This is a genomic window from Rhodococcus sp. 06-221-2, assembly GCF_002258365.1.
Taxonomy (GTDB): domain Bacteria; phylum Actinomycetota; class Actinomycetes; order Mycobacteriales; family Mycobacteriaceae; genus Rhodococcoides; species Rhodococcoides fascians.
This window is the reverse complement of the sequence record NZ_NOYJ01000033.1, coordinates 315,202-332,575: the sequence shown is the minus strand read 5'-3', so window position 1 is coordinate 332,575 and position 17,374 is coordinate 315,202. Positions and strand designations below refer to the sequence as shown.

At 64.3% G+C, this 17,374-nt stretch carries 17 protein-coding genes and 1 tRNA gene; 14 read left to right on the top strand and 4 right to left on the bottom strand.

Annotated elements, in window-relative coordinates:
- Positions 1 to 19 precede the first annotated feature (19 nt).
- The 10 genes from CH281_RS21080 to CH281_RS21035 all read left to right on the top strand — a co-directional run bounded on the left by CH281_RS21080 (position 20) and on the right by CH281_RS21035 (position 10,091).
- The gene (locus CH281_RS21080) at positions 20 to 712 is read left to right on the top strand and encodes an alpha/beta fold hydrolase (RefSeq protein ID WP_032387193.1); all 693 of its coding nucleotides are present in this window, start codon (positions 20 to 22) and stop codon (positions 710 to 712) included.
- Positions 691 to 1,977: an NAD(P)/FAD-dependent oxidoreductase gene (locus tag CH281_RS21075; protein WP_201010647.1), complete on the top strand. Its 1,287-nt coding sequence runs from the start codon at positions 691 to 693 to the stop codon at positions 1,975 to 1,977. Before CH281_RS21080 ends, CH281_RS21075 begins: the two co-directional genes overlap by 22 nt.
- Positions 1,968 to 2,747 carry a DUF1365 domain-containing protein gene (locus CH281_RS21070; RefSeq protein WP_052057230.1) on the top strand — a complete coding sequence of 260 codons (780 nt, stop codon included), beginning with the start codon at positions 1,968 to 1,970 and terminating at the stop codon, positions 2,745 to 2,747. The genes CH281_RS21075 and CH281_RS21070 overlap by 10 nt, the downstream gene beginning before the upstream one ends.
- The gene (locus tag CH281_RS21065; RefSeq protein WP_032387195.1) at positions 2,744 to 4,045 is read left to right on the top strand and encodes an SAM-dependent methyltransferase; all 1,302 of its coding nucleotides are present in this window, start codon (positions 2,744 to 2,746) and stop codon (positions 4,043 to 4,045) included. The genes CH281_RS21070 and CH281_RS21065 overlap by 4 nt, the downstream gene beginning before the upstream one ends.
- Positions 4,042 to 5,367, top strand: a complete 1,326-nt coding sequence (locus CH281_RS21060; protein ID WP_052057231.1) for an SAM-dependent methyltransferase — start codon at positions 4,042 to 4,044, stop codon at positions 5,365 to 5,367. Before CH281_RS21065 ends, CH281_RS21060 begins: the two co-directional genes overlap by 4 nt.
- Positions 5,368 to 5,423: 56 nt before the next feature.
- Positions 5,424 to 6,155: a DUF1295 domain-containing protein gene (locus tag CH281_RS21055; RefSeq protein ID WP_094695494.1), complete on the top strand. Its 732-nt coding sequence runs from the start codon at positions 5,424 to 5,426 to the stop codon at positions 6,153 to 6,155.
- An 89-nt stretch (positions 6,156 to 6,244) separates the two neighbouring features.
- Complete coding sequence (pgm, locus tag CH281_RS21050; RefSeq protein ID WP_027496584.1) at positions 6,245 to 7,885, top strand: phosphoglucomutase (alpha-D-glucose-1,6-bisphosphate-dependent); 1,641 nt, start codon at positions 6,245 to 6,247, stop codon at positions 7,883 to 7,885.
- A 77-nt stretch (positions 7,886 to 7,962) separates the two neighbouring features.
- Positions 7,963 to 9,120 carry an MFS transporter gene (locus tag CH281_RS21045; RefSeq protein ID WP_051365365.1) on the top strand — a complete coding sequence of 386 codons (1,158 nt, stop codon included), beginning with the start codon at positions 7,963 to 7,965 and terminating at the stop codon, positions 9,118 to 9,120.
- 25 nt (positions 9,121 to 9,145) lie between these two features.
- Entirely contained in the window at positions 9,146 to 9,892 is a 747-nt protein-coding gene (locus CH281_RS21040; RefSeq protein ID WP_032366341.1) for a DsbA family protein, read from the top strand.
- Positions 9,893 to 10,018: 126 nt separating this feature from the next.
- Positions 10,019 to 10,091, top strand: a tRNA-Ala gene (locus CH281_RS21035).
- Between the two features lie 114 nt (positions 10,092 to 10,205).
- Here CH281_RS21035 and CH281_RS21030 read toward each other — a convergent pair.
- Positions 10,206 to 10,550, bottom strand: a complete 345-nt coding sequence (locus CH281_RS21030; RefSeq protein WP_027496587.1) for a histone-like nucleoid-structuring protein Lsr2 — start codon at positions 10,548 to 10,550, stop codon at positions 10,206 to 10,208.
- A 549-nt stretch (positions 10,551 to 11,099) separates the two neighbouring features.
- Between CH281_RS21030 and CH281_RS21020 the strand changes: the two genes are divergently transcribed.
- A complete protein-coding gene (locus CH281_RS21020) occupies positions 11,100 to 12,185 on the top strand; it encodes an N-acetylmuramoyl-L-alanine amidase (protein ID WP_256983894.1) in 1,086 nt (361 codons plus the stop codon).
- A gap of 11 nt (positions 12,186 to 12,196) precedes the next feature.
- Positions 12,197 to 13,255: a CobW family GTP-binding protein gene (locus tag CH281_RS21015; protein WP_094695465.1), complete on the top strand. Its 1,059-nt coding sequence runs from the start codon at positions 12,197 to 12,199 to the stop codon at positions 13,253 to 13,255.
- Positions 13,256 to 13,260: 5 nt separating this feature from the next.
- On the opposite strand, the gene CH281_RS21010 is transcribed toward CH281_RS21015, so the two are convergent.
- The 3 genes from CH281_RS21010 to CH281_RS21000 are packed head-to-tail and all read right to left on the bottom strand — an operon-like array spanning position 13,261 to position 15,861.
- On the bottom strand, positions 13,261 to 13,674 hold the full coding sequence (locus tag CH281_RS21010) for a molybdenum cofactor biosynthesis protein MoaE (RefSeq protein WP_027496591.1): 414 nt from the start codon (positions 13,672 to 13,674) through the stop codon (positions 13,261 to 13,263).
- Complete coding sequence (moaCB, locus tag CH281_RS21005) at positions 13,667 to 14,674, bottom strand: bifunctional molybdenum cofactor biosynthesis protein MoaC/MoaB (RefSeq protein ID WP_306903660.1); 1,008 nt, start codon at positions 14,672 to 14,674, stop codon at positions 13,667 to 13,669. Before moaCB ends, CH281_RS21010 begins: the two co-directional genes overlap by 8 nt.
- Positions 14,671 to 15,861, bottom strand: a complete 1,191-nt coding sequence (locus tag CH281_RS21000; RefSeq protein ID WP_032372666.1) for a molybdopterin molybdotransferase MoeA — start codon at positions 15,859 to 15,861, stop codon at positions 14,671 to 14,673. The genes moaCB and CH281_RS21000 overlap by 4 nt, the downstream gene beginning before the upstream one ends.
- Positions 15,862 to 16,010: 149 nt before the next feature.
- Between CH281_RS21000 and moaA the strand changes: the two genes are divergently transcribed.
- Positions 16,011 to 17,093 (top strand): GTP 3',8-cyclase MoaA, encoded by a 1,083-nt coding sequence (moaA, locus tag CH281_RS20995; protein ID WP_032372665.1) that lies wholly within the window; start codon positions 16,011 to 16,013, stop codon positions 17,091 to 17,093.
- A 31-nt stretch (positions 17,094 to 17,124) separates the two neighbouring features.
- Entirely contained in the window at positions 17,125 to 17,370 is a 246-nt protein-coding gene (locus CH281_RS20990) for a MoaD/ThiS family protein (protein ID WP_027496595.1), read from the top strand.
- Positions 17,371 to 17,374: the final 4 nt, after the last annotated feature.

The following is a 17,374-nucleotide window of genomic DNA, read 5'->3' as shown; positions in this document are numbered from 1 at the left end:
TCGGTGCCGAATAGAGGGCATGAGCAACCAGCGGACCCCAGTTCTCTACGCGGGAAAGCGGCTGTCGTCGCCGTCGATGGTGGTATTGGTTCTGAGCGGTGGCAAGGACGTGAGTCGCGCGCGCAGCAGGCCGTGGCACCTGGCGGGGTTGAGAATGTGGCCCTTCACCTGGACGCTTCGGCGGGCCGGACGTAGCCGCGATATTTCGGTCCAACAACTGCGATATCGGTTCCGCGGCTGGAACGCCCCCGAACGGACGCCGGTAGAGGACGCGCGGTGGGCGCTGCGCCGCATTCGTGACCGCAATCCCGGAGTTCCTGTGGTTGTGGTGGGGCACTCGATGGGCGGGCGCACAGCTGCTGCGCTGATCGACGACCCGTCGATCGCGGGTGTCGTTGCGCTTGCTCCGTGGTGGCCGCAGGGTACGGAGGCCGACGGATTCGACGAGAATCGCACGCTGCTCGTGGTGCACGGAACTGCCGACCGGTGGACCGACGCGCGAACCTCCCGTCGTGCGACCGAACGCGCGATGGCGAACGGTGCCGACGCCGAATATCTCTCGGTGCCTGGAGGCCATTTCATGCTGCGTGATCCGCGCGTGTGGTCGCGCGTCACTCGTGACTTCGTTCTCCGTATCGCCGACGAGTCAAGGGCGCGAGCCGATTCGAGCGAATCCGGTGCGTCGACGGGCTGCAGGGGAGAATCGTCGTGACCCGCCGTGTTGCCGTCGTGGGTAGCGGGGTGGCCGGCCTCACGGCGGCATACGCGCTGTCCAAGAACTCGTCGGTGACGTTGTACGAGGCCGACTCTCGGCTCGGCGGCCATGCGGACACCCACTTCGTGGACGGCCCCGGTGGTCCGGTGGGCGTCGACACCGGGTTCATCGTGCACAACGACCGCACGTATCCGACGCTGCTCCGTCTGTTCGACGAGCTCGACGTGCCGACGCAGGATTCGGACATGAGCATGTCCGTTCGGTGCGACGGTTGCGGGCTCGAATACTCGGGCGGACAGGGAATGCGGGGCATTCTCGCGCAGCGGACCGCGGTCCTCCGGCCTCGCTTCGTCTCGATGCTGCTCGACGTCAAGCGTTTTCATCGTCTGGCGACCGAGCTACTCGAGCGCGAGGACGCCGCGGACACCGAGACGACGCTCGCTCAATTCTTGGAGCAGCACTCGTTCTCCGCATACTTCGAATCCCACTTCATGACACCGTTGGTGTCCGCGGTGTGGTCGTGCGATCCGGACACTGCTCTCGCCTACCCGGCTCGCTACCTGTTCACTTTTCTCCGCCACCACGGAATGCTCACCGTCACAGGATCTCCCACCTGGCGTACCGTCACCGGCGGGTCGATCGAATACGTTCGTCGGGTTGCGGAGCACATCGACGAGGTGTTGCTCGACAATCCGGTACATGCTGTCTACCGGTCCGGGGATTCGGTGCAGATCCGGGACGGCCACGACGACCTGCGCACGTTCGACGCCGCCGTGATCGCAGTCCATCCCGGTGCCGCGCTGAAGATGCTCGCGGAGCCGACTGCGCTCGAACACAGCGTTCTCGGAGCTATGCCGTATTCGGTCAATCACACTGCACTGCACACCGACTCGTCGGTGCTGCCACGAAACATCAGAGCGAGAGCGTCGTGGAACTACCACCTCCCGTCCTGTAGCGCCAAACCCGATCGAGTTCTGGTCAGCTACGACCTGACGAGGTTGCAGCGATTGGGTGACAGCGATCGAAGGATGCTGGTCACCCTCGGGGGAGCAGATCGCATCGACCCGAACACGGTGCTCGACGAGATGACCTACGAGCACCCGCAGTACACCCCCGAATCCGTCGCAGCGCAGCGACGGCTGCCCGAATTGGACACCGATACGGTGTCGTTCGCCGGGGCGTACCACGGGTGGGGATTCCATGAGGACGGTGCGTTGTCCGGAGCGCGCGCCGCGCAACGGGTGGGGGCCTCGTGGCTCTGACGTCGGTTCTGCCGAACACCCGGGCGCACGGGGCGGCGCTGTATCTCACTCGGATCGATCACGTCCGACGAGCACCGATACGAAATACGTTCTCGTACAAGAGCTACAGCTGGTTCGTCGACCTCGACGCACTTCCCGAACTGCCGCGGATCCTGCGGCCACTCGCATCATTCGATTCCCGCGACCACATGGGTGACCCTGGTGCCACCATTCGCCAGAACGTCGATGCCTTCTTGGCAGAGAGCGGAATCGATCTCGGCGGCGGTCGCATCACGATGTTGGCCAGCGCGCGGGTGTTCGGGCACACGTTCAACCCATTGACTGTGTACTGGTGTCACGACCGCGACGGAGACCTCCGCTGCGTGGTGGCCGAGGTGCACAACACCTACGGCGAGCGATACCGGTACCTGTTGGACACCGGTCGCCACGGTGAGGCACGGACTTCCAAAGAGTTCTACGTCTCACCGTTCAACGACGTCGACGGCGAGTACTCCATGCAGCTGCCCGAGCCGGACGCCACACTCCGGCTGTCGATCGTCCTCGAACGTCTCGGTCACCCTCCGTTCGTGGCGACCGTCGTCGGCCGTCGCAGCCAGGTGACGACGCGATCGATTCTTCGTACCGCACTCGAGATCCCGATGGCACCGCTGCGAGTGGTGATACAGATTCGCTGGCAAGGCATTCGGCTCTGGGCGCGGGGTCTGAAGATCGTGCAGAAACCTGCCCCTCCGGGGGCGCGGAGAGTTCAGAAGGAAGGAGCTCACAGATGACGACGGTGTCTCGAACCGATTCCGTGTCGCACCCGTCCGGCCCCGGGCCGCGCCCGCTGGTCGATCCTCGGGTCTGGCCCCAGATCGCCCACGTTCCCGGTGGCGTGAAAGTTGCGGTAGCCGCGCCCGTTGCCGACTTTCTCTTCCGTCGTGCGGTCGCGGGATTGCAGGTCCGAGTCGCGATGCCGGACGGCACAGTGCTCGGGGCCGGATCGTCCGACGCACCGTTGATGACGGTCTATCGGCCACACGACTTCGCCGCGCGCGTCGGCGACAGCGGCCTCATCGGATTCGGTGAGGCATACATGGCCGGAGACTGGGATGCCGAGGATCTCACCGCTGTGCTCGAGGTCTTCGCTCGTCGAATGGCGTCGCTGATTCCCGAGCCCTTGCAGCGACTCCGTGGGCTCTACATCCCGAAACCTCCACGGAGTGAGCGCAATACGACGAAGAACACTCGATCCAACATCTCGCGTCACTACGATCTGTCGAACGAGCTGTTCGAGCTCTTCCTCGACGAGACCATGACCTACTCGAGTGCGTTGTTCGCCGGATCGGGACCCGACGACAGCGTGGAGCTCGCCGACGCCCAGCGCCGAAAGATCGACCGGCTACTCGATCGCGCAGGCGTCGGCGAAGGAACCAGGGTCCTCGAGATCGGCACCGGATGGGGCGAGCTGGCCATTCGCGCGGCCGCTCGCGGCGCGACGGTCCGGTCGGTGACACTGTCGGTGGAGCAGCAGGAGCTCGCGCGTAAGCGTTGCGCGGCAGCGGGATACAGCGATCGAGTACAGATCGATCTCCTCGACTACCGGTTGGTGGACGGCCGATACGACGCCATCGTGTCGGTCGAGATGATCGAGGCCGTCGGTCATCAGTACTGGGCAACCTACTTCGAGACGATCGATGCACATCTGGCACCGGGCGGACGCGTGGCGATCCAGGCCATCACCATGCCGCACGACCGGATGCTGGCCACCCGCAATACGTACACGTGGGTGCACAAGTACATCTTTCCCGGCGGGTTCCTGCCGTCGGTGCGGGCCATCGAGGAGGTGACCGAGCAGCACACCTCGCTTCGGGTTCGTGAGCGCCTGTCCATGGGTGATCACTACGCGCGAACCCTGGCCCTGTGGGACAGTCGCTTCCGTGAATACCGCAGCGAGGCAGCGGATCTCGGGTTCGACGATGTATTCGCGCGAATGTGGCACTTCTACCTCTGCTATTCGGAGGCCGGATTTCGATCCGGGTACCTCGATGTTCAGCAGATCGTGCTCGATCGAAGGGACGACCGATGACCACCTCGACAAGTACCGTGGACCGGACCGATCGCAGCGTCGGTGTTGCACACCGAATTGCCGAGTTGATGGAACCCCTGGTGGGTGGCCCGCTTCCCGTCCGGCTGCAGGCGTGGGACGGATCCGTTGCCGGCGACGCCCTGGCACCGAAAGTGCTGTTGCGGAGCCCCAGCGCTCTTCGTCGATTGCTGTGGAGCCCCGGTGAACTCGGTGCTGCGCAGGCGTACGTCACCGGGGAGTTGGACGTCGACGGCGATCTTGCCGCGGCTCTCGATCATGTCTGGGGTGTGGTCCGTGAGCGCCGGCTCTCGGCAGTACGACCGGGGCCGGCATCGTTACTGCGGCTGGCGCGGCTGGCCAAGGATCTCGGCGTGTTCGGCCGCCCACTACCGCCACCCGCGTCGCAGGCCTCGGTGAAGGGGCGGCTGCACTCGTTGCTTCGCGACCGCGCTGCGATCAGCCACCATTACGACCTGTCGAACGACTTCTACGAACTGGTCCTCGATTCGCACATGGCGTACTCGTCGGCGTACTGGACCTCGAATTCGCCGGAATACACCCTCGATGATGCCCAGCGCGACAAGCTCGACCTCGTGTGCCGAAAGATCGGGCTCGACAAACGATCCGGGCAACGGTTCCTCGACGTCGGCTGTGGCTGGGGGTCTCTCAGCCTGCATGCGGCACAGGAATACGGAGCGCAGGTCGTCGGAGTGACCATCTCGCGCGAACAAAAGGCCTTCATCGACAAGCGAATCGCCGACCGAGGACTGCAGGACAACGTCGAGATCCGAATCCAGGACTACCGCGAAATTCCGGACGGGCCCTTCGACGCGGTGGCGTCGATCGAGATGGGTGAACATGTGGGGGAGGCCAATTACCCGACCTACACCGCCGCACTGCATGCCAACGTCAAGCCCGGCGGACGAGTACTGATCCAGCAGATGTCGCGAAGAGAAGGCGACAACCCCGGCGGCGGGGCATTCATCGAATCGTTCATCGCGCCCGACATGTTCATGCGCCCCGTCGGGCGGACCGTGGCCATGATCGAGGAGGCCGGACTCGAGGTTCGGGACGTCCATGCGCTTCGGGAGCATTACGTGCGGACCGTCGACGTCTGGACCGAGCGCTTCGAGTCGCGGTACGACGACGTGGTGGCGATGGTCGGGGAAGAGGTCGCGCGCGTGTGGCGGCTGTACCTGATCGGCGGGGGAATGGCATTCCGGGACAACAGGATGGGCGTCGACCAGATCTTGTCCGTTCGCCCGGTCGAGGGGTCGTCCGGGATGGAACCGGTCCGCCCGGTGTGGGTGGCCGCGCGGTGAATTGGTCCGACTTCTTCACCGTGTCACTGGCGAGTCTCGGCGGTACTGCTGTCCTGATGATCATCACCGCCCTCGTCGGTGCCCGTATCGGACGACACAATGTCGTGGATGTGACGTGGGGTGGCGGCTTCGTTCTGATCGCGCTGATCTCGGCTGCGACCGGAACCGGTGATCTGTGGCGACGACTCCTGCTGGTCGTGCTCGTCGGAGTGTGGGGGCTTCGTCTTGCGCTGCACATGGTGCAGCGCTCACGCGGACACGGTGAGGATCCGCGGTACACCGAGCTGCTGTCCAAGGCCACCGGCAACAGAACCTGGTACGCCCTGCGGAAAATCTATCTGACGCAGGCGGTTGCGCTGTGGTTCGTGTCCCTTCCACTGCAGGTATCCGCCGTCTCACACGGATCGGTTCTACCCGTCGTCGTACTCGGCGTAGTGATCTGGCTACTCGGATGGACGTTCGAGGCAGTGGGCGACGCGCAATTGAAGGCGTTCAAGGCGGACGCGTCGAACAAGGGCAAGATCATGGACCGAGGTCTGTGGTCCTGGACGCGGCATCCCAATTACTTCGGCGACTCGGCAGTGTGGTGGGGACTGTTCCTCGTCTCGGCCTCGGCGTGGCCTGGGGTGTTCACGATTCTGTCGCCTGTCGCGATGACGTACTTCTTGGTGTTCGCCACCGGGGCTCGGCTGTTGGAAAGGAGCATGGAGAAGCGTCCGGGGTATCGCGAATATCAGCAGCGAACCAGCTATTTTCTGCCACGGCCACCGAAACGGCAGAGCAAGTAGCTCGCGGGTGGGGCAGCGGCGTTAGGGTTGAACGAGAAATTCGGTTCGTCGACCGGATTCGGTTCGTTCGAGGATTGAGGAGGCGCATCGTGGCGCACGAGAGAGCTGGAACCACTGCACTGCCGGAGGATCTGGTCGATCTCTCGCAACTCGTCACGGCGTACTACTCGCGCATTCCGGACGTGTCGGAGCCGAGTCAGCAGGTCGTGTTCGGGACCTCGGGTCATCGAGGTTCGAGCCTGGATTCGGCGTTCAACGAGGCGCACATCGTCGCGACCACGCAGGCCATCGTGGAATATCGTTCCGCGCAAGGCATCACCGGGCCACTGTTCATCGGTCGAGACACCCATGCATTGTCCGAGCCCGCGTGGACGACGGCTCTGGAGGTGTTGGCAGCCAACGACGTCGACGTTCTGGTGGACTCTGGGGATCGCTACACCCCGACGCCCGCCGTCAGTCATGCCATTCTCCGGTACAACGAGTCGGGGCCGACCGCGAAAGCCGACGGCATCGTGGTCACACCGTCCCACAATCCGCCGCGTGACGGCGGGTTCAAGTACAACCCTCCGCACGGTGGACCGGCCGACAGCGATGCGACGTCGGTGATCGCTGCCCGCGCCAACGAGCTTCTCCGCGAGGGCATTACCGGAATCAAGCGCGTGACTCTCGCGCAGGCGTTCGCGGGAAGCGTCTCGCGGTACGACTTCCTCGGCACCTACGTGGACGACCTCCCGAACGTGCTCGATCTCGATGCGATCCGCGCCGCCGGAGTTCGCATCGGTGCGGATCCGCTCGGCGGTGCCAGTGTCGACTACTGGGATGCGATCGCCGAACGACACAACCTCGATCTGACCGTCGTCAATCCGTTGGTCGACGGCACGTTCCGCTTCATGACGTTGGACACGGACGGCAAGATCAGAATGGACTGCTCGTCGCCGAACGCGATGGCATCACTGATCGCAGCCCGGGATCGATTCGACATCGCCACGGGCAACGACGCCGACTCCGATCGACACGGCATCGTCACTCCCGACAGTGGTCTGATGAACCCCAATCACTACCTCGCGGTCGCGATCGACTATCTGTTCACCCACCGGCCCGGGTGGTCACCGACGGCGGCAGTCGGCAAGACGCTGGTGAGTTCCTCCATGATCGATCGCGTCGTCGCCGGTCTCGGACGAAAGCTGCTCGAGGTCCCGGTCGGGTTCAAGTGGTTCGTGCCGGGCCTGCTCGACGGCGAGCTCGGCTTCGGCGGCGAGGAGAGCGCCGGTGCCTCGTTCCTGCGGCACGACGGCCGAGTGTGGACCACAGACAAGGACGGAATCATTCTGGCGCTGTTGGCCTCGGAGATCACCGCGGTCACCGGATCGACACCGTCGCAACGCTACGCAGAATTCACAGCCGAGTACGGCGATCCGTCGTACGCCCGCGTCGACGCTCCGGCAACCAGGGAGCAGAAGGCTGTGCTCGCCAAGTTGTCGCCCGACCAGATCACCGCCACCGAATTGGCGGGGGAGCCGATCACCGCGACGCTGACCGAGGCTCCCGGAAACGGGGCCGCACTGGGAGGGCTGAAGGTGACAACGGAGAGCGCCTGGTTCGCAGCTCGTCCGTCGGGAACCGAGGACGTCTACAAGATCTACGCGGAGTCGTTCCAGGGCAAGGAACACCTCGCCGAGGTCCAGGCTGCAGCACGTGAATTGGTCTCGTCCGCTCTCGAGAGCTCGTGACCGACTCACCGACACCCGACCACGACAGCTCGGCCCCCGAGCCGGCATTCCAACCCGGAGGCAAACTCCCACCGGAGATCTGGGTACTGGTCTCGGCAGCGTTCGTCATCGCCCTCGGATTCGGCATCGTCGCGCCTGCCCTGCCGCAGTTCGCTCGAGAATTCGGCGTCGGATACACGGCCGCGTCGGCAGTGATCAGTGCCTTCGCTCTCATGCGGTTGCTGTTCGCGCCTGCGAGCGGCGCTCTGGTTCAGCGGCTCGGCGAACGACCCGTCTACCTGATCGGACTGTTGATCGTGGCGGTCTCCACCGGTGCGTGCGCTCTGGCTCAGACGTACTGGCAGCTGCTGGTGTTTCGCGGACTCGGCGGGATCGGGTCGACGATGTTCTCGGTGTCTGCTCTCGGACTGCTGATCAGAATCAGTCCACCTACCAGTAGAGGCCGCATCTCCGGGCTGTACGCGACCGCTTTCTTGCTGGGAACCATCGGTGGTCCGCTCGTCGGCGGCGCGCTCGTCGGTTTCGGTCTGCGGGTGCCGTTCGTCATCTATGCCGTGGCTCTGGTGATCGCCGCTGCCGTCGTGTACTTCACCCTCGGCAATTCCGATCTGGTCAAGCCGGAGAAGGGAACTGCGCCGCCGACGATGTCGTTGCTCGCTGCTCTGCGAATCCCGTCCTATCGGGCCGCCCTGGCGTCGAATTTCGCGAACGGATGGGCCGTGTTCGGTGTCCGGGTGGCGCTGGTGCCGTTGTTCGTCGTCGAGGCAATGCAGCGGTCCGAGGTGTTCGTCGGGATTGCTCTCACGGTGTTCGCAGTGGGTAACGCTCTGGTTCTCACCAGTGCCGGTCGCCTGTCCGACGTACGCGGACGCAAACCGTTCATGCTGGGCGGTTTGGCGGTGTGCGGCCTGGGAACGGTCGTGATGGGCTATGTCCACGATCCGGTGTTGTTCCTCGCGGTGTCGTTGATCGCCGGAATCGGATCGGGCCTGATGAGTCCTGCCCAGCAGGCCTCGGTCGCCGACGTGATCGGCTCCAAGGCGCGTGGAGGACCCGTGCTGGCTGCCTTCCAGATGGCGTCCGACGTGGGCGCTGTGATCGGCCCGATCGTGGCCGGAATGATCGTGGAACGGGTCTCGTTCGGTCCGGCTTTCGCCGTGACGGGCGCACTGCTTCTACTGGCGGGGTTGTGGTGGTCGCGCGTTCCGGACACCCTCGAGCGCGAGCGCAGCTGACGGATACGTCCGTAGTATTCGCTCTGTGAGCGAGAAGAAGACATCCAGCACGAAACACACTCCGCAGGCCTCGTCGAACACCGTGACGTACATTCTGGGCGGTATTGCATTCCTCGTGGTGGTCGCGGTCGTCGTGGTAGCGATCCTGTGGCAGCGAGGCAGCGACGCGCCCCGGAACGACGGGTACGGATCGGTCAAGAATCCCGAGGTCGAATTGTCGTTGCCGGGAGACGGTGTCGTCGTATTGGCTCGTCCGGGCGCGCAGCGCGTCATCGATATCTACGAGGACCCGATGTGCCCATTCTGCAGTGATCTCGAGGTGAAGCACGGCCAGGAATTGGCTCAGAAAATCGACGACGGCGTTGTCTCGGTCAACTACCACCTGATCAATTTCCTCGATGCGAGCTCGGCCTCGGGTGACTATTCGACGCGGGCCGTTGCGGCGTCGCACTGCGTGGCCGCCACCGAGAATGCGCGGGTCTACTCGGCTTTCCACGCCGCGCTGTTCGACCCGGAATTCCAGCCGGAGGAAGGAAGCGACTCCGACCGAACCGATGCCGAGCTGGCGGAGCTGGCAACGTCGAACGGAGCGAGCGATCTTGCGGTGGAGTGCATCACCACGGGCGCTCAGCGTGACGCAGCGGTGGCGGACGCGACGACCGGTCGGGACGCCTTGGCCGCATCGGGCGCACGCGGAACTCCGGGTGTTCTGGTGGACGGACAGGTGGTCGACGCGCTGGGCGACTCGGAATGGTTGGCTACGGTCGGCTGATCGGGGTCGAGCGCGGGGGCCCGTACCGGAGCATCGAGTACGGGCCGCACCAGCTGATTTGTTGCTGCCGCGAGCCATGGTGTAACTTCGTTCGAGCAACCGCATGAGCGGGAGCACGCAGTACTCGGGGCTATGGCGCAGCTGGTAGCGCACCACACTGGCAGTGTGGGGGTCAGGGGTTCGAGTCCCCTTAGCTCCACCGAGAAAGCAAAAGCGCCGCCCATCGGGCGGCGCTTTTGTTGTGTCTATGGCTTCGGCCACCGAATCGGCGTCTGCAGCGTGAGTCCTGAGACGCCGATTCGGAAGGCGGGAGTCAGTGAGCTGCGTCGAACGCCTGCTCCACTTCGGCGGGTATTCTTCCGCGCGCAGAAATGTTGTGGCCGTTCGCCTTCGCCCATTCTCTGATGGCTTTGGTCTGATTGGCGTCGCGCTTCGCCCCGGTGGCCGGGGAAGTCGACTTCTTCTGTCGCTTTCCACCCACCTTCGTCGAGTGCTCGATGTAATAGTCGAGCTTGCGGTGGAATTCTTTGGCGTTCTTGTCGCTCAGATCGATTTCGTAGCTGACTCCGTTGACCGAATAGGTTATGTGTTCGCCACCGGATTCGATCGGTTTTTCGTCGATGTCATCGACTAGTTGCACATAGACTTTTCTGGCCATGCTGAAGCTCTCCAATGGTGCAGGGAATGATGCGGGGGGATGTCCAGATCGAACTGTGTCGACTATACGGCCGAACAATGTGTATATCCATGCTGGCCGATCGATTGTTACCGGTTTCGCAGCATTGCCACAGAATCTGCAGATGTATTCGTCGAAACCGACGTGGCGCAGGCATTAAGTGTGTGCGCAGTGCGAGGGATCGCTGTTGCGGTGAACAAAGACAAACTGTCCGGTATTGATAGGAAATTCGTTCTCGGGGTCGGTTCGAGCCGGCGGCCGATTTCGGAGTTTCGCGGCACTGGTGTCGCCGTCGTGGGAAACATGAGAAGGCTGGGCAGATCGCAACGAATCGATCACGAAATGCACTCCTTTGGCTAACGAAATTCGATCAGGGACTCGAATGGTTCGATTTCTGGTTCACTCGAGCAGCAAGTGTCTGTTGTGACGCACGGTAGCTCCTGATGCCAATGGGAACCGCGTGGCTCGACGGCGTCCGAGGTGCCGAGAGGGGAGTGGCGCGACCGGCTCCACCGGAGCGCCCACGAGTCGATGAAATCTTCACGAACAGCCGGGTCGGCTGCGGTGACGCTGATGTGCGCAGGTCTACTGGGTGCTGGAGCGCTCGTCGGCGCACCGGCATCGGCCGACCCGTCCACGCCCGCCACCGCGCCGTCGGCGACACCCGGCACGGAATCGGCCGGACGAGAGTTGACGGGAAAGACGGTCTTCCTCGATCCGGGTCACCAGGGCACAGCTCACTCGGAGAATCTGCAACGGCAGGTCGACGACGGGCGCGGCGGTACCAAGGATTGCCAGACCACGGGCATGACCACGGTGGACGGGGTGCCGGAGCACACCATCAACTGGAAGGTCTCGGAGCTGGTTCGGTCCAGTCTGGAGAGTCTCGGTGCGACGGTGAAGACCAGCCGCGTCGACGACACCGGATGGGGCGGGTGCGTCGACGATCGGGCTCGCGCTGCCAGCGCGTCCGGAGCCGATGTGGCCGTCAGCATTCATGCGGACTCGACGAGCACGACGACCGACACCGACAAGCACGGATTCCATCTGATCGTGCCGACACTGCCGATTCCGAATGCGGCGGCCGATGCGGCTCAGTCCGAGGGCGGGCGCTCGGCCTCGAAGCTGATGAGAGATTCCTACGTTCGCGCCGGGTTCGATCCCGCCAATTACTCGGGCGTCGTCGGCGGGATCCAGGAACGATCCGACGTCGCGGGGCCCGCACTGACGACTGTTCCGTTGGTGTTCGTCGAGATGGGCAATGGTTCCAACCCGGACGACGCGGCGGTGCTCGAGGGCTCGGACGGTCAGGTGAAGCATGCGATCGCCATCTCCACCGGCATCATCGACTATCTTCTCGGAGCCGAGGCTGCCTCGTCGCCGGACGTCGCAGTTCCCACCGCCTCTGCGCCGACACCGACGAGCGCGACTGTCCCCGCAGCTACGTCGACGTCCGTAGCGGGTCGTAGTGCCTTGTCTCGACTGCTCGAAAGCGTCTCGCCGTATGTCGAATCGTTCGGTGTCGACGGATTGAAGGGATTGGTGACCGACGAGAACGTCAGCAGCGTCTCCACCTTCGCTCGAGGCCTCCTGAATCGAATTCTCGCCGCCCGGTAGTCTCGACCGGCGTGGCGCGTCGACGAATTCCGGTGGTGATCGTTGCCGGCTTTCTGGGTGCAGGCAAGACCACTCTGCTCAATCATCTGTTGCGCAACGATGCGGGAATTCGGATCGGCGTCGTGGTCAACGATTTCGGTGCGGTCAACATCGATTCCATGCTCGTTGCAGGACAGGTCGATTCGATGGTGTCACTGGGCAACGGATGCATCTGCTGTGCGGTGGACATCACTGACATGGACGCGATGTTCGATGCGCTGGCACACCGCCGCTCGCGCATAGACGTGATCGTGGTGGAGGCCAGCGGATTGGCGGAGCCACGGAATCTCATTCGAATGGTGCGCGGTAGCGAGAACGAGTTCATCGTGTACGGCGGATTGGTGGGAGTCGTCGACGCGGTCGAATTCGCGGTTACCCGCACCCTGCATCCCGAAATCGATCAGCATTTGCAATTGGCGGATCTGGTGGTACTGAACAAGTCCGACGCCGTCGAGGATTCGGAGCGCTCTGCGGTGGTGTCGACGGTTCGGTCCATTGTCGGCGACGTCCCTGTCGCAGCTGTGTCGTTCGGACGCGTCGATCCTCTGTTGTTGTTCGACCGGCCCCAGAACGGGCCGGTCGAATCCGCACTACCCGTGCAATTGTCCTTCGACGAACTTCTCCGCGAGCACCCCGACGACGACAGCTGCCACGAGCACGGACACCACCGACACCTGCATGCGCAGTACTCGCATACCGAGTTCGTCAGCACAGCAGCGATGGAGCCGCGTCGGCTGATCGATTTTCTCGAGAACCCGACCGGAAACCTCTACCGCATCAAGGGTGTCGTGCATTTCGACCTGCCGGGACACCAGCAGAAGTTCATCGTGCAGACGGTGGGGCGACACATCCGGTTCGAGAGTGCAGCGTGGTCACGGGGTGAAGCCCAGCAGACATCACTGGTGCTGATCGGCACCGAACTCGATGCGGACGCGGTCGAACATCGACTGCGGGCCTGCGTGCGCGGCCCTGACGACGCAGTCGACGCCTCGGCCATGTTGCCGGTCCATCGATACCTCGAGCCGGCGTAGGTCTTCTACAGTCCGACCCATTCGGTGCGCCCGCCTTCGAAGCCCTGCCGTTTCCAGATGGGTACCTCGGCCTTGATGCGTTCGACCAGTCGGGCGCACGCCTCGAACGCCTCGGCGCGATGAGCCGATCCGACTGCGGCCACGAGCGCGAGATCGCCGACCCGCAAGTCCCCGACGCGATGCACGGCAGCGACCGCAAGACCGGTTTCGGACGAGACCTCCGAGCAGCATCGGCTCAAGAAGCGTTCCGCATCGGGGTGGGCGCGGTATTCGAGAGTTTCCACGGCGTGGCCACCGTCGTGGTCACGAACGATTCCGCTGAACAGCACCACGGCACCGTGGTGCGAATCCTGTACCGCGGCTTCTACTTCGGCGGTCGTCAGCGGCTCGTTCGAGATGCGGGCGACGAGTTCAGTCATCGTGGGGTCCTCCTCCTGAGATCTGGGCGAGTACATGATCGAGGAGCGGATCGAGAACGGCCAAGCCGTCTTTCACGCCTCCCGGTGATCCGGGCAAATTGACGACGAGGGTACGTCCGATCAACCCGGACACTCCGCGACTCAGCACCGCGTGCGGCGTCGCGGAGGTTCCCTTGGTGCGGATCTGGTCTGCTATTCCTGGCATCTCGATGTCGAGCAGTGCCGCCGTGGCCTCCGGAGTTGCATCGGTAGGGGAGACGCCGGTTCCGCCGGTCGAGATGATCAGCGACGGCTCGCCGCGTAGCGAGTCGCGCAGCCCGGCCTCGATGTCGGCATCGGCGTACACCAGCGGGCCGCGCACCGCGAAGCCCCGATCGGTCAGCCAGGATGCGATGGACGGGCCGGTGGTGTCCGGGCGGGTTCCGCGAGCACCGCCGGTGGAGGCCACGAGCACGACCGCCGACTTCGTCCCCTCCGACGGCCGAGCGTCGTCGTCGGGGGCGGTCGCCTTTGCATCACGCTGCCAATGCCCGTGCTTACCACCGTCTTTGGTGATCAGCCGGACGCCGTTCATCGTCGCACCCGGGTCGACCGCCTTGACCATGTCGTGCAGAGTCAACCCGGCAACCGCGACGGCGGTGAGGGCTTCCATCTCGACGCCGGTCTTACCGGTCGTGCGCGCGGTGGCCTCGACCGTGATGGAGGTGTCGGTGAATCCGAAGGAGATCTTGACCGACGAGAGCGCGAGCTGATGGCACAGCGGAATCAGGTCGGACGTGCGCTTGGCAGCCGAGATACCGGCGATCCGAGCGGTCGCCAGGACATCGGCCTTCGGCATGCCGTCCGCCTGCACCAACCCGATGACCTCGGGCGTGGTGACGAACTCGCCGGCCGCCACAGCCGTTCGGGAGGTCTCTTTCTTGTGCGCCACATCGACCATGCGGGCACGGCCCTCGTCGTCCAGGTGCGACAGGGGGTTCTGCGGAACTTCGGTGGTCACAGCGGCCATACCTCCACGGGTGATCCTGCGGCGAGTTCGGTTGTCTCGGCGGCGATGTCGATGAGCACGTCGGCCCACGCCAGTGCGGCCACCAGGTGGGACCCCGGTCCGGCGACCAGTTCGACCCGGCCGTCGTCACGCAATTTCCCGCGGAGCAGTTGACGCCTGCCCGGCGGCGAGGTGATCGACTGGAACAGAGTCGCAGGGCCCGACAAGACCGGTGGCAGGCCGGCCGATCGTCGAACGATGTTGCGCGCGAACATGATGTACGACACCACGGTGCTGACGGGGTTGCCGGGGAAACTCAGGACCGGGGTGCCGTCGAACATCGTGATGCCCTGCGGTCCACCCGGTTGCATCCGAACCGATCCGAACTGTCCACCCAGCGGCGCGAGAACGTCCTTGACCACCTCGAAGTCGCCCATCGACACTCCACCGGAGGTGATGATGAGCTCCGCCGATGCGGCTGCGGAGGTGAGGATGCTTCGGAAGCGTTCCGGATCGTCGGTGCTGCGTGCGACGGTGACCACGTCGGCACCGCTCGCGCGCAGGTGCGCGGCAAGAGTGATGCCGTTCGAGTCGAAGATCTGACCGGGCGAGAGCGTCTCGCCTGCGTCGGCCAACTCTGCTCCGGTGGTCACCACGGCCACCCGAGGACGCGACCGTACGTCGACGGTGGCCAGTCCGACGGCCGCGAGAACCGAGATGTGCCGGGGCTCGAGCACTCTGCCCGCGTCGATCAGGACCGTTCCCGCGCGTACGTCGCTACCCTGTTCGCGCACGAATTCGCCTGCGACGCGGGCTCGTTCGACGGTCACCGCACCTGCGGTGGTCACCGTGGTGTCCTCCACGGGGACGATAGCGTCCGCTCCGTCGGGTATCGGTGCGCCGGTCATGATCTTGGCTGCGCTACCGGGCGTGAGCGTCGACGGTCGGGTGGGTCCGGCAGCGATGATCGTCGATACCGGAAGCGTCACGGGCGCAGACTGCACCGAGCGAGAATCGACCGCATAACCGTCCATCTGCGAATTTCGGAACAGAGGTAGATCGACGGGGGAGGTCACATCGTGGAATGCCACCCGCCCCAGTGCGTCGGCCAGCGGTACTCGTTGGGCTGCTCGGGTGCCCAAGTCTGCGAGCAGCGACTCGATCGCTGCTGCGTGCTCCTCGACGGATACGGCGCTCACAGTGCAGGTCCGGTGATCGCTCGAGTGTGCTCAGCCGTCATGGCTGCCAATCCTAGGCACGCCGACACGACGGGCGCGTGTGGGCTGCGGCATACTGGGTAGACAAGCCGATGTGAGACATGCAGGAACAGACGGATTCGAGGTGTGAGGTGACGGTTGACAGTGTCACGTCCCTCGGGATCCCACGTATAGGTTCAGCTTCCTCGGGGTCGTCGTTCGGCCCGGTCGACGATCGTCCCGACGTGCCGCATCTGATCGATCGATTCGGGCGGGTGGCACGCGATCTGCGCATCTCGATCACCGAGAAGTGCTCGCTGCGGTGCACGTACTGCATGCCGGAGGAGGGGCTGCCGGCGATCCCCACAGCCGACCTGCTGACCGCTGGCGAGATCGCTCGGGTCGTCTCGGTTGCCGTGCGCCTGTTGGGAATACGCGACGTGCGTTTCACCGGCGGCGAGCCTCTGATGCGTCGAGATCTGGACGAGATCCTTCGTTCGTGCTCCGCTGTGGCGGACGGCGTGCCGTTGTCCATGACCACCAATGCCGTCGGTCTCGAACATCGTGCGCAGGCCCTCGCCGAGGCCGGTCTGACGCGCGTCAACGTGTCGTTGGACTCGGTCGATCGCGAACAGTTCGCGCGCTTGACTCGACGCGATCGTCTGCCGTCGGTGCTGGCCGGCATCCGGGCGGCCAAGAAGGCGGGCATCGGTCCGGTGAAGGTCAATGCCGTACTGATGCGAGATACCCTCTCCGGGTCCGTGGATCTGCTCCGGTGGTGTCTGGACGAGGGGGTCGCGCTTCGATTCATCGAGCAGATGCCACTCGACGCCGATCACGAATGGGCCCGCAACAACATGATCGACGCCCAGACGTTGCTCGACGAGCTGTCCACTGCGTTCGATCTACGTGAAGTGGGTCGCGCCGATCCGTCCGCTCCCGCCGAAGAATGGAGCGTGGACGGCACGGAGGCGACCGTGGGAATCATCGCGTCCGTCACGCGCTCGTTCTGCGGCGACTGTGATCGAACGAGGCTCACTGCCGAGGGGACCATCAGGTCCTGCCTGTTCAGCGACGACGAGACGGATCTTCGCGCGGCGCTGCGGGGCGGTGCCACCGATGACGAGTTGGCAGCAGTATGGCGCGGAGCCATGTGGAACAAATGGGCCGGGCACGGTATCGACGCCGAGGGCTTCGTGCCACCGACCCGCAGTATGGGAGCAATCGGTGGTTGAGACACAGCCCAGCACGACCGGTAGTCGAACGATGCAAGTGGAGGTGCGGTACTTCGCAGCCGCCGTCGACGCGTCCGGCTGCGAGTCCGAACACCTCACTCTGCCGGCCGGTGCGACGCTGGGAGAATTGCGCGAGGCCATCCGTTCTCGGTACGGCGCCCCGATGGAACCGATTCTACGGGTGTCGGCGTATCTGGTCGGAGACGAGTTGACCCGCGATCTGGGTCGGTCCGTAGGCAGCAGAGTCGACGTACTGCCGCCGTTCGCCGGCGGCTGATCGT